Annotated in this window: 11 protein-coding genes; 8 read left to right on the top strand and 3 right to left on the bottom strand. The window is 73.5% G+C overall.

The genetic code is table 11. The features are described from left to right. The first annotated feature begins 1 nt into the window (after window position 1). The gene (locus H300_RS0109340) at window positions 2-634 is read left to right on the top strand and encodes a 5-formyltetrahydrofolate cyclo-ligase (protein WP_028427223.1); all 633 of its coding nucleotides are present in this window, start codon (window positions 2-4) and stop codon (window positions 632-634) included. Window positions 635-792: 158 nt separating this feature from the next. Here H300_RS0109340 and H300_RS0109335 read toward each other — a convergent pair whose 3' ends face one another. Next, window positions 793-3,498 carry a penicillin acylase family protein gene (locus H300_RS0109335; protein ID WP_028427222.1) on the bottom strand — a complete coding sequence of 902 codons (2,706 nt, stop codon included), beginning with the start codon at window positions 3,496-3,498 and terminating at the stop codon, window positions 793-795. A gap of 262 nt (window positions 3,499-3,760) precedes the next feature. Here H300_RS0109335 and H300_RS0109330 point away from each other — a divergent pair, with 262 nt between their 5' ends. From H300_RS0109330 to mscL, 6 genes are all read left to right on the top strand, one after another. Beyond that, a complete protein-coding gene (locus H300_RS0109330; protein ID WP_078515842.1) occupies window positions 3,761-5,251 on the top strand; it encodes a potassium/proton antiporter in 1,491 nt (496 codons plus the stop codon). A gap of 391 nt (window positions 5,252-5,642) precedes the next feature. Beyond that, window positions 5,643-7,001, top strand: a complete 1,359-nt coding sequence (locus H300_RS0109325) for an MFS transporter (protein ID WP_028427220.1) — start codon at window positions 5,643-5,645, stop codon at window positions 6,999-7,001. Window positions 7,002-7,067: 66 nt separating this feature from the next. Then, window positions 7,068-7,442 carry an FmdB family zinc ribbon protein gene (locus H300_RS0109320; RefSeq protein WP_028427219.1) on the top strand — a complete coding sequence of 125 codons (375 nt, stop codon included), beginning with the start codon at window positions 7,068-7,070 and terminating at the stop codon, window positions 7,440-7,442. Between the two features lie 223 nt (window positions 7,443-7,665). Beyond that, the gene (locus H300_RS0109315; RefSeq protein WP_028427218.1) at window positions 7,666-8,514 is read left to right on the top strand and encodes an S-methyl-5'-thioadenosine phosphorylase; all 849 of its coding nucleotides are present in this window, start codon (window positions 7,666-7,668) and stop codon (window positions 8,512-8,514) included. Between the two features lie 283 nt (window positions 8,515-8,797). Further along, a complete protein-coding gene (locus H300_RS29195; protein ID WP_051269826.1) occupies window positions 8,798-9,517 on the top strand; it encodes an RcpC/CpaB family pilus assembly protein in 720 nt (239 codons plus the stop codon). Window positions 9,518-9,634: 117 nt separating this feature from the next. Beyond that, window positions 9,635-10,153: a large conductance mechanosensitive channel protein MscL gene (gene mscL, locus H300_RS0109305; RefSeq protein ID WP_028427217.1), complete on the top strand. Its 519-nt coding sequence runs from the start codon at window positions 9,635-9,637 to the stop codon at window positions 10,151-10,153. A 34-nt stretch (window positions 10,154-10,187) separates the two neighbouring features. Here mscL and H300_RS0109300 read toward each other — a convergent pair whose 3' ends face one another. Together H300_RS0109300 and H300_RS29970 are read right to left on the bottom strand one after the other, a co-directional pair. Further along, complete coding sequence (locus H300_RS0109300) at window positions 10,188-10,376, bottom strand: hypothetical protein (protein ID WP_028427216.1); 189 nt, start codon at window positions 10,374-10,376, stop codon at window positions 10,188-10,190. Then, complete coding sequence (locus H300_RS29970) at window positions 10,373-10,663, bottom strand: acyl-CoA synthetase family protein (RefSeq protein WP_158678343.1); 291 nt, start codon at window positions 10,661-10,663, stop codon at window positions 10,373-10,375. Before H300_RS29970 ends, H300_RS0109300 begins: the two co-directional genes overlap by 4 nt. Before the next feature lie 201 nt (window positions 10,664-10,864). On the opposite strand from H300_RS29970, the gene H300_RS0109290 reads away from it, so the two are divergent. Further along, window positions 10,865-12,043: a P1 family peptidase gene (locus H300_RS0109290; RefSeq protein ID WP_199779162.1), complete on the top strand. Its 1,179-nt coding sequence runs from the start codon at window positions 10,865-10,867 to the stop codon at window positions 12,041-12,043. Window positions 12,044-12,106 lie beyond the last annotated feature (63 nt).

Here is a 12,106-nt window from a genome sequence, read left to right as displayed (position 1 = left end):
AGTGAGCGGCCCCGAGAGCAAGTCAGCGCTGCGCCGGAGCCTGCTGCGGGCGAGGTCCGCGATGCCTGCCGAGCGGCTCGCCGCCGCGGGTCCCGTCCTGGCCCAGCGGGCGCTGTCCCTCCCGGATCTCGCGCGGGCCCGTACGGTCGCCGGCTACGTCTCGGTCGGCGCGGAGCCCGGCACCGGGGCGCTGCTGGACGCCCTGCGGGCCCGGGGCGCCCGGGTACTGCTGCCGGTGCTGCTGCCCGACGACGACCTGGACTGGGCGGAGTACGAGGGTCCGGAGCGGTTGCGTCCGGCGGGACGCGGGCTGCGGGAACCGGCCGGCCGCCCGCTCGGCCCTGAGGCGGTGCTCACCGCGGAGGCGGTGCTGCTGCCGGGGCTGGCGGTGGATCCGACGGGCCTGCGGCTGGGCCGCGGCGGCGGCAGTTACGACCGGGTGCTGGCCCGGCTGGCGCGGGAGGGGGCCCGGCCGGCGCTGGTCGTGCTGCTGCACAGCGGGGAGATGCTGCCCCGGGTGCCGGCCGAGTCGCACGACCGGCGAGTGGACGCGGCCGTCACCCCGGAGGGCGTCACCCGCTTCGCTGCGACGGCCCCACCGACCCCGGGCCGCGCCACGACGCCGGAGGGGTGACCCTCGCGGACCGGCGGGCGACGGGGCGACGCTGCTCCCCGGGTGCGCACTCCCCCGGCCCGCGTACACGGACCGTACGCCGGGGAGCCCGGCGTACGGAAGGTTCCGCACGCCGGGCTCCCGCCACCCCGCCCGGGGTGCGGAGTTCGCACGCCCCCTCAGGGCGTCAGGGCCATCGTGTGCTCGGTGCTCTCCTCGACCGCCTCCCGGCTGAACGCCCAGGGCAGCAACTCGCCCTTCGCCCACAGCGCGGTCTGGTCGGTGTAGTGCTCGTTGAAGGCGTGACCGGAGGCGCCGGTCAGGTTGATCCATCGGGACTCGTCCAGGTCGTCCATGTTGACCACCATCCGCATCGACGGTACCCAGGTCACCCCGTAGCCGCCGGCCGCGTTCCAGCCAGTGGCGTTCACCGCGTCCTTGCCGCCGGCCAGCTCCCACGGACCACGGTTGAGCATCCGCTGCACCAGACCCGGGCCCGACTCGCCGAGCGTCTGGTTGTTCAGCATCAACCGGTGCAGCCGCCCCCAGCTCCAGGTGTCGATGTTCTTGCCGAGCTTGGTGGTCAGCTCCCAGCGCGCTTCCTTCATCGCCCTGGCCAGCAACTCGTCCCGGGTGTCCGCGTTCGGGTTCTCCCGGTCGCCGCGCGCCTGCCACCACTCGCTCTCCGGCTCCTCCAGCAGACCGCGCACCACCTCGGCCCAGCGGTCGCCACCGTCCGGCTGCGCCGTGTCGCGGCTGCGCACGCCGCACTCGCGGACCGTGCGGGCCGTACCGTCGAGGTCCTCCAGCGGACCGGAGTCGTCAGCGGGCCGGACCCGCAGGCACTGCCCCTCGACCCGGAGTTCCTTGGGCAGCTTGTTGCCGAAGGCGAGTTGGAGCAGGTTGCTCCAGACACCGTTGAAGTAGGCCGCCGCAGCGGAGTCGGCGGACTGCGAGTAGTCCCAGCCCTCCAGGAGCTGCTGCGCCTCGCGGACGTACGGGTCGTCGATGTCGATCTTCAGCAGGTACGGCACCAGCACCTTGGCGATCTCACTGCTGCTGTCGGTCTGCATCGTCTGCGTGTCGTCCATCGAGATCTTCCCGCCGTCCTTGATCTTCGACTGGATCAGGTCGTTGATCCGCTGGCTGCGGGTGCCGTAGCTCCAGTCCTCGGTCAGCAGGTACGGGTAGGTCCGCTGGTCGACGACGGCCTGGTTGGCGGTGACGATGTAGCCGCGTTCCGGGTTGTACTCGTTCGGCAGCGCCGACTCCGGGACCCAGCCCGTCCAGCGGTACTCCGGGTCCCAACCGGGGGCCGGGTAGCGGCCGTCGCCCTTGCCCCGGACCGGGATGCGGCCCGGCGCCTGGTAGCCGATGTTGCCCTCGGTGTCGGCGTAGACGAGGTTCTGCGAGGGCACCTCGAACTTGCCGGCCGCGGCCTGGAACTCCTCGAAGTCGGACGCCTGGTTCAGGTCGAAGACCGCCTCCATGGTGCGGCCCGCCTGAAGGGCCGTCCAGCGCAGGGACACCGCGTAGCCGTTGCCGCGATCCGGTGCCGAGCCCTGCACGGGCGCACTGTCCCCGACTCTGCCGAGTTCGGTGCTGCGGTCGGAGACGACCGGCCCGTTGCCGGTGGAACGGACGGTGAACTCGCGGTTCCGGCCGCCGGCGACCTCGATGGTCTCCTTGCGGGTCTCGTAGGGGACGAACTCCCCGCCGGAGAGGTACTTCCCGTCCTGGATCTTCTCCAGGTAGAGGTCGGTCACGTCGGCGCCCAGGTTGGTCAGGCCCCAGGAGATGTCCTGGTTGTGCCCGATCACCACGCCCGGCATCCCGGAGAAGGTGAACCCGGAGACGTCGAAGGGACACTTCTGGCTGACCTGGGTGCAGTGCAGGCCCATCTGGTACCAGACGGAGGGCAGTTGCGGCGCCAGGTGCGGGTCGTTGGCCAGCAGGGGCTTTCCGCTGGTGGTGTGCTGTCCGCCGACCACCCAGGAGTTGGAGCCGATACCGCTGCCGTTGGGACCGAGGAGAGCGGGCAGGGCGTCCAGCGACTCGGCGAGACCGGCGAGTTGGGTCTGCACGCCCTCGACTCCCTGGCCGGCCGGCTCCTCGCCCTCCTCCACGGGTTCGGCGTCCGGGTCGAAGGTCTCCGTGCCCGGGACCACCGCGCCGCTGTCCACGATCGGCCGGTTCCGGTCGTAGGGGTAGCCCGGGTAGAGGTCCTCGACCTGCTCCTCGGTGAGCCGGCTCGACATCAGCGACCGGTCGATCTCGTCGCGCAGGTTGCCCCGCAGGTCCCAGGCCATCGCCTTGAGCCAGGCCACCGAGTCGACGGGCGTCCAGGGCTCCGGCTCGTAGTCGCCGTTCACCAGCCCGAGCGCCGCGTACTCCACGGAGGCTCCGGAGCCCTCGTGGTTCTCCAGGTAGGAGTTCACACCGGCCGCGTATGCCTGGAGGTAGCTCCTGGTCTCCTCGGAGAGTTCGTTCTCGTACTCCTCCTCGGCGACCTCGTGCCAGCCCAGGGTGCGCAGGAAGGCGTCCGTCTCCACCTGGCTCTCGCCGAACATCTCGGACAGCCGGCCCGAGGTGGTGTGGCGCCGCACGTCCATCTCCCAGAAGCGGTCCTGGGCCTGCACGTACCCCTGGGCCATGAACAGGTCCTCGGCGTCGCCCGCGTAGATCTGCGGGATCCCGTTCCCGTCGCGTTCGACGTTGACCGTGCCCTTCAGGCCGTCGAGCTTCACCGAGCCGGTCGTCTGCGGGAACGAATCGCGAACGGTGCTGAGGGTCCAGTAGGTGCCGCCGCCGATCCCGGCCACGAGAAGCAGCACGACTGTGATCACGAGCAGGCGGGCGCGTCGGGGCCGTTTCTTGGCGGGCATCGCTGTCCTAGGGCAGGTGGGGACCAACTCGGTCCGCGGGTCCGTGCGGAAGCAACTCTAGGCCGCCCCGGTTGCCCGTCGTACGCCACCCGTGGCTCCGAGCGCCCGTCAGCCCCTCGGCGCGCACGCCCCGGCGGGCAATTGTTAGTCTAGGCAACGAATCTTTACGCGTTCTTAGCGCCCCCGCACCCGCGGTGCCCTGCCTGAGCGTTGCTGCGAGTGGAAGGAACGGCCCCTGACTGTCGACCGCCTCAACCAACTCATGCTCATCTCCGGCCTGGTGCTCATCGTGGCGGTCGGCGCCGTACGGCTCTCGTCGCGGACGGGGCTGCCGAGCCTGCTCATCTACCTCGGCATCGGCGTCATCATGGGCCAGGACGGGCTCGGCCTGAGCTTCGACGACGCCGAACTCACCCAGGTCCTGGGGTACGCGGCGCTGGTGATGATCCTGGCCGAGGGCGGTCTGGCCACGAAGTGGCGGGACATCCGGCCCGCCGTCCCCGCCGCCGCCGTGCTGTCCACATTGGGCGTGGGGGTCAGCGTCGTCGTGACCGCGGCGGCGGCGCACTACCTCGTGGGACTCGACTGGCCGCCCGCGCTCATCCTGGGCGCGGTCGTCTCCTCCACCGACGCGGCGGCCGTGTTCTCGGTGCTGCGCACCGTGCCGCTGCCGAAACGGCTGAGCGGCATGCTGGAGGCCGAGTCGGGCTTCAACGACGCCCCGGTGGTCATCCTCGTGGTGGCCTTCTCCGCGCTGGAGCAGGAGCCCGCCCCCTGGTACCTGCTCCTCGCCAAGATCGCCCTGCAACTCGCCATCGGCCTGGGCGTCGGACTCGCGGTGGGCAAGATCGGCGAGACCGGTCTGCGCCAGGTGGCGCTCCCCGCCTCCGGCCTCTACCCGATCGCGGTGCTCGCCCTGTGCGTGCTCGCGTACGCCGGCGGTGCGATCGCCCAGGGCAGCGGATTCCTCGCCGTCTACGTCGCCGCGCTGATCCTGGGCAACGCGAAGCTGCCGCACCGGCCTGCGGTCCGCGGTTTCGCCGACGGCCTGGCCTGGATCTCCCAGATCGGCCTGTTCGTCCTGCTCGGGCTGCTGGTGACCCCCGCCGACCTGGTGGCCGACTTCTGGCCGGCCATCCTCGTCGGGCTGGCCCTGACCCTGGTCGCCCGGCCGCTGTCGGTGATCGTCTGCCTGCTGCCCTTCCGGCAGCCCTGGCGCGACCAGGCCCTGCTCTCCTGGGCCGGCCTGCGCGGCGCCGTGCCCATCGTCCTCGCCACCATCCCGATGGTCTCCGGGGTGGAGGCGAGCGACCGGATCTTCAACATCGTCTTCGTGCTGGTCGTCGTCTTCACCGTGGTGCAGGGGCCCACCCTGCCCTGGCTGGCTCGCGTCCTGCGCCTCGCCGGGGACACCACCACCGACGTGGACATCGAGTCCGCTCCGCTGGAGCGGCTTCGCGGCCACCTGCTCTCCGTCTCCATCCCGGACGCCTCCCGGATGCACGGAGTCGAGATCAACGAGCTGCGGCTGCCGCCGGGCGCCGCGGTCACCCTCGTCGTCCGGGCGGGCCGGAGCTTCGTCCCGCTGCCCACCACGGTCCTGGCCCGCGGCGACGAACTGCTCGTGGTCACCACCGACCCGGTCCGGGACGCCACCGAGCGGCGGCTACTGGCCGTCGGCCGCGGCGGCAAGCTGGCCGACTGGCTCGCCGGAGGCGAGGACCGCCCCCGCAAGGCCGAGCGCAACCTCTGACACCCGTCGCGCAGCGCGCCCCTGCCGGTGGCGGCAGAGGGCCGCATGCCGGGTTGAGACCTTGGGCGGCGGGGCCGGGAGCGCCACAGGGCCTTCGATTGCCAGGAAGCGGGTAGCCGGTACACTGGAAGCGAAGAGGCGCCGACCGTGCCTCCCGAGGGGCCGGACATCGGGCCACCGCCACGACGGGCGGTCGGCAACGGCACCCGCCCCGGGGCTCGTCGGCCTTCGCCGCACCGCACCATCCGTCTCCACCCCTGCCTGACGCAGAGCTGGCGCCCGCCGCCCGGTCGTGTTCCCCCGACCGCGGCGCTGCGCGAGAGGACAGCTCTCGGCACCGCACGCCCCGCCCGGGGCGTGCGGTGCTACCAGGCGGCAGAAAGGCCCGGCCGTGGCGCCCAAGCCCGGCTACCGCGAGCTGCTGCGCACCCCTGGCGCCTTCTCGTTCCTGATCCCCGGCTTCCTGGCCCGGCAGCCCTTCGCGATGCTGACCATCGGCATCGTGCTGCTCGTCCAGCACACGGAGGACTCGTTCGCCGCCGCCGGCACCGTCTCGGCCGCGGCCGGGGTCGCCATGGCGCTGCTCGCGCCGCAGGCCGGCAGGCTCACCGACCGCTACGGGCAACGCGCCGTCCTGCTGCCCGGCGCACTGCTGCACGCGCTCGCCGTCGGAGCGCTGACCGCGCTCGCCCTGTCCGGCGCTCCGCTGTGGGCGCTGGTGCTCACCGCCGTGCCCACCGGCGCGACCGTGCCGCAGGTCGGCCCGATGGTCCGTGCCCGGTGGGCGCACCGGCTCGGCGGTACCCGGCTGATGCCGACCGCCGCCGCCTTCGAGTCGGTGACCGACGAGTTCACCTTCGTCGTCGGCCCCGTACTGACCACCGCACTGTGCACCGGCATCCACCCGGCGGCCGGACTGGCGGCGGAGGCGGCCCTGACCGTGGCGGGCGGCGTGCTCTTCGCGACCCGCATCCGCACGGCACCGCCCGCCCACCGGGTCCGGCCCGGCGACGCCCCGCGCGCCTCGGCGCTCTCGGTGCCGGGGGTGGGGGTGCTGGTCGCGGCCTTCCTGGGGATCGGCTCCGTCTTCGGCGGCATGCAGGTCTCACTCAGCGCCCTCACCCAGTCGCTCGGGCAGCCCGGCGCCAACGGTCTGCTCTACGGGGTCTTCGCAGGCGGCAACATGCTCGCCGGCGTCCTCTGCGGCGTCCTCGCCCTGCGGTCCGCCCCGCATCGCCGCCTGCCGTACGCCTACGGGGCGCTCGCTCTGCTCACCGTCCCGCTGTGGTTCGCCGCCTCTACCGGCGCGCTGCCGTTCGTCGGCGCCGCCGGGCTCTTCGTCGGACTCGCCGTCGCACCCGCGCTGATCACCGGGTTCACCCTGGTGGAACGGCTGGTGCCCAGTACCGCGCGGACCGAGGCGTTCACCTGGCTGACCGGCGCCGTCGCCCTCGGCCAGGCGGTCGGAGCCGCGTCCGCCGGCCAGTTCGCGGACGCCCTCGGGCCGGCCGCCGGCTTCCTGGTCCCGCTGCTGGGCACCGCCCCGGCACTGCTCATCGTCGTCGCGCTGCGCCGACGGCTGACGCCCCTCCCGGACTCCGGCACGGCCCGCCGTCCGGTCGCGGCCGGACCCGGCCGGCATCCCCGCCCCGAGCCCCGCGGCGCGGTCCTCGCGGAGACCGCCACCGGACGCGAGGCAGGCGGTCCGGCACGTGGCGCCGGTCACCGCGGAGGGGTCGCAGTGGACTAAGCGGCCGGAATACTGCACCATGGAGCGTCGTTAGCACTCCACAGGGAAGAGTGCCAGGAGGAGCAAGTGCCGACCTATCAGTATCAGTGCACCCAATGCGGCGAGGGCCTCGAAGCGGTGCAGAAGTTCACCGACGAGGCGCTCACCGAGTGCCCGAGCTGCGAAGGACGCCTGAAAAAGGTGTTCTCGGCGGTCGGCATCGTCTTCAAGGGATCCGGTTTCTACCGGAACGACAGCCGCGGCTCGTCGTCCTCCTCGAACGCCTCGGCGGGAGCCAAGAAGGGCGAGGGCAAGAGCGAGAGCTCCTCGTCCGGCGCCAAGAGCGACGGCGCGTCCTCGGGGTCGAGCGGCTCGGATTCCTCGGGGGTCAAGAGCGGATCGGGTTCCTCCGGTTCATCCGGTGGCTCCTCGGGTTCCGCCGCGAGCAAGCCCGCCGCCTAGGCGCCCGTCCTGCTCCGTTCCGCAGCCTTCCCCCGCCGGGGGTTCACGACCCCCGGGCCGTGAACGCCGACGGGCGAGAGTGCCCGGTCGTGCACCGACGAGGTGCACGACCGGGCACTCTCGCCCGCGCGGGACGCGGGCGCACCGACTGGGACGGCTCCGGGCCGCCGGAGCGCCCGCCGCGCCGCCTGAGCCCCTCGCCGCGCCTTATAGGGTGGCGTGCATGAGCGGACAAGGTGCACAGAGCGGGTCGGCGGAGATCGGCGTCATCGGCGGATCCGGGTTCTACTCCTTCCTGGAGGACGTCGTCGAGGTCCCGGTCGACACCCCGTACGGCGCGCCCAGCGACTCCGTCTTCCTGGGCGAACTCGCCGGCCGCCGGGTCGCGTTCCTGCCCCGGCACGGACGCACCCACCACCTCCCGCCGAACCGGATCAACTACCGGGCCAACCTCTGGGCGCTGCGCTCGGTCGGTGTGCGGCAGATCCTGGCCCCCTGCGCGGTGGGCGGGCTGCGGCCGGAGCACGGTCCCGGCACCCTGCTGGTGCCCGACCAGCTCGTGGACCGCACCAAGCAGCGCGTCCAGACCTTCTACGACGGTGCGTCACTTCCGGACGGCTCACGGCCGAACGTCGCCCACGTGAGCTTCGCCGACCCCTACTGCGAGGCAGGGCGGCGGGCCTCGCTCACCGCTGCCCGCGGCCACCGGTGGGAGCCCGTGGACGGCGGCACCATGGTCGTCATCGAGGGCCCGCGCTTCTCGACCCGCGCCGAATCGCGCTGGCACGCGGCGCAGGGCTGGTCGGTCGTCGGTATGACCGGCCACCCCGAGGCAGTACTCGCCCGCGAACTCGCCCTCTGCTACAGCTCGCTGGCCCTCGTCACCGACCTGGACGCCGGAGCGGAGTCCGGCGAGGGGGTCTCCCACGAGGAGGTTTTGAAGGTGTTCGGCGAGAACGTCGGCCGTCTGCGGACGGTCCTCTTCGACGCGGTGGCGGGCCTCCCCGCCGTGCGCGAGTGCGGCTGTGCGGACGCGCTGGCCGGAGTGGACACGGGTATCCGGCTGCCCTGACCGCGGCCGACCGGCCGATGCCGAGCGGTCGCTGCCGCCCGGTCGATGCCCGGCACGCGCGCCTCGCGGGTGGGAGGGAGCAGGGCCGCAGGTCGGTAGAAGCAGGGTCGCGGGCGGGCACGGCGTGCCGCGGGTGAGCGGGCTGTGCACAACCGGACGGTTGTCCACAGCCCGAAGCGGGATCAGGCCGTGCGGGACAGGGTGGCGGTCAGGCCCTCCGGTGTCCCGCCGGTGGCGCCTCCCCGTACCGCGCTCGTCGCGCTCACCCGCGAAGGCGGCCGTCATGCCCCTCCCCCTGGAACTCCCCTCCTGCCCGCCCTCGACCTCCGTACCCGCCTTTCCTCCGCTGCGGCCCGGCCGCACCCGCCGGTACCGCCTCCGCACGGCGCTCCACCTCGGACGCCCGATGGTGGTCCTGCTGCTGGCCGTGCTTGCCGTGGCCGCGTCCCTGGCCGGGGCGGCGGCCTCCGGCGCCCCCCGCCCGTCCCCGGAGCCGTCCACGGCCCCGACCGCGGAGGGGCGGGCGCCTGTCGGCGCGCGTCCCGCAGCCCCCGCCGGTGCTGATGCCCGGTCCCCCGGCGGCCGCCCACCGCCCGCGGCCTCGCCCGCCGCCTCCGGCAGCACGGAGGCGGGCGGCGCATCGTCCGCCCAGGGCGCTGCCCGGGACCCCGGGCCGTCCGGCCCCACCCCCAGGCTCGTACGCACTCCGGTGCGCCTCACCGATGCCGGCACCGCGCGGCTGCTGGCAGCGGGAGACCGCGTCGACGTGCTGACGAGCCGCCCGCAGGAAGGAGCGCCTCCGCCGCGAGCCCGGATCGTCGCCCACTGCGTCCCGGTGGCGGAGGTCCCGGAGCGGGCGGCCGGGGGCGGGCGGGCGCCGGAAGCGGATGAGGTGGCGGTTGCCGGGGAAGGCGGCCTCGTGGTGTTCGAGACGACCCGCGCCGAGGCGGCGCGGATCGCGGGCGCGGCCGGCGCGGCCCGGCTGACGGTGACGCTGTGCTGAACCGTACTGGTGCGCCATCGACCGACCGTAGGGAGTCATCGGATTGGACAGGCCGGGTTCCACTCGTGCAGCGTGCCGGTGGTCGAATCCGTCCGAGCAGTTCAGAGAGGCAGTGCGGTGAGCGAACACAAGCAGGGGGTCCTGGCGGGGTTCAAGGAATTCCTGATGCGGGGCAATGTGGTGGAACTGGCGGTGGCCGTCGTCATCGGCGCGGCCTTCACCAAGATCGTGAACGCGGTCGTGGAGGGGTTCATCAACCCGGTGGTAGGTGCCCTCGGGCCCCGGGATCTGGAGAGCTACCAAGCCTGCCTCAAGGCACCCTGCCAGTTGAACGAGGCCGGCGAGATGGAGGGCATCCCGCTCCAGTGGGGCACGGTGCTGAGCGCCTCAATCACCTTCCTGATCACCGCAGCCGTCGTGTACTTCCTGATGGTCGTCCCCATAAACCGCTACAAGGCCCGGATGGACGCCACGAAGCCGGTGGACAACGCCCCGGCCGCCCCGACGGAGGTCGAGCTGCTCACGGAGATCCGCGACCAGCTCATCGCCCAGCGGACGGATTCCGTACTGCCGGGCGACGCCGCGGTGGCGGGCCAGCGGACCTCATCCGAGGCCCAGCCGGGTACGGGGAAGTAGCCGGCGGCACGGCTCGGCGGCACGGCCGGCCCGGTCACAGGTGGTGCGGTGGCTTCTCGTTCAGGAAACGGGCCAGGTCGGCCGCCGCGCTGTCCGGCCGCTCGCCCCAGCCCGCGTCGGTGTCGTCCGAGGACTGCCGGCTCAGGGGGTCGCTGAAGTCGAGGGCCGCCGCGGCGTTCCGCAGGGGCTCCTCGGGGCGGGCGTGGTCGGCGGCAGGTGTCATGTGTCCAGCGTACCGAGCCGGACAGCCTCCCCGAGCGCCTCGTGCCACCAGTGGTCCCGCCCCGGCACCCAGGACACCGGTCGACCGGTCCGGTGGACCACCAGGACGGAACGCACCGAGGGGCAGCCGGCGAGCGCCCGGTCCAGCGTCGCCTTCGTCGGGAAGCCGCGGTCCGCCAGGTGGATGAACTCCGCGGCGGGCTGCGGCCGAGGCCCGGTCGCGTCGGCCGCGGGGGCCACGGGGACCACGGCCGGCGGACCGGAGGGGCGCTGTTGATCGGCGGACATGGGCACAGCCTGGCGATCACCGATGAACATCCGATCAACGATCGCTGGACGCCGCCCCATCCGACACCCGGCATCGCCCCTGATCGGGTACGGCGGGATTTCCCGGACGAGAGCTGATACGCATGAGCGGTGGCTGACCAGACACCCGAGCGCGCTCGGGAACAGCGGACGGACGCCGTCACGGCGGAGCGGGACACCACGGTGTGCGCGGACACCCCGGCGCAGGCGGACACCACCGCCGATCCGGGGATCACGGCGGTCCCCGGCATCACGGTGGGGCACGCGCAGCGTCGGGGTGCGGGGGCGCTGACCGGCACGACCGTGGTGCTCGCGCCTCCCGGCGGCGCGGTGGCCGCCGTGGACGTGCGCGGTGGGGGCCCCGGCACCCGGGAGACGGACGCGCTCGACCCGCGCAATCTGGTGGAGCGGATCGACGCGGTGGTCCTGACCGGCGGAAGTGCCTTCGGGCTGGACGCCGCCGGCGGCGTGACCGCCTGGTTGGAGGAGCAGGGACGCGGCGTCCGGGTCGGACCGGACCCCGCCCAGGTGGTGCCGGTGGTCCCCGCCACCTGCCTCTTCGACCTCGGCAGGGGCGGCGACTGGCGGGCGCGGCCGGACGCGGCGCTGGGCAGGGAGGCGGCCCTGGCCGCCAACCGCACGGTGGAGGAGGGAAACGTCGGCGCCGGCACCGGCGCCGTGGCCGGCGAGCTCAAGGGCGGCGTCGGCTCCGCCTCCATCCGTCTGCCGTCCGGGACGACGATCGGAGCACTGGTGGCTGTGAACGCCGCGGGTTCGGTCCTCGACCCGGCCACCGGCGGGCTCTACGGGGAGCTGTTCGACACCGCACGGGGCGGGGGCTCGCGGCCGGCCCCCGAGCCCGCCCGGCACGCGGAAGCGCAGCACCGCCTCGCCCGGGCGCGGAAGGCCGCCGCGGCCCCACCGCTGAACACCACGCTCGCGGTCATCGCGACCGATGCCCGGATCTCCAAGGCGCAGGCGCAGAAGATGGCCGGCACCGCGCACGACGGACTCGCCCGCGCCGTCCGGCCCGTGCACCTGATGCATGACGGCGACACCGTCTTCGTCATGGCAACCGGCGCGCGCCCGCTGACCGGAGCGTCCGGCCCTCGTCCGGAGGAAGGCGATGGAGGCCCCCGGGACGGCGCGGCCGGGGACCGCGGGAACAGCGGCGACGCCGGTGGCGTCGACCCCTTCGGGACGACGGGGCAGCAGGAACTGGTCGAGCTGAACACCCTACTGGCCGCAGCCGCGGACGTGCTGACCCGGGCGGTGGTCAGGGCGGTACTGGCGGCGGAGACGGTGACGCTTCCGGGTGGCGGGACCCTGCTCTCCTACCGGGACCTGTACGGGCGGCGATGACTCCGGCCGTTCGCGGGTCGCTCACCGGTCGCTCACCGTGCCCCGCCACGGTCGGCCGCGACC

The organism is Streptomyces sp. TAA040 (genome assembly GCF_000424845.1).
This window is presented reverse-complemented; position numbering and strand designations above follow the sequence as displayed.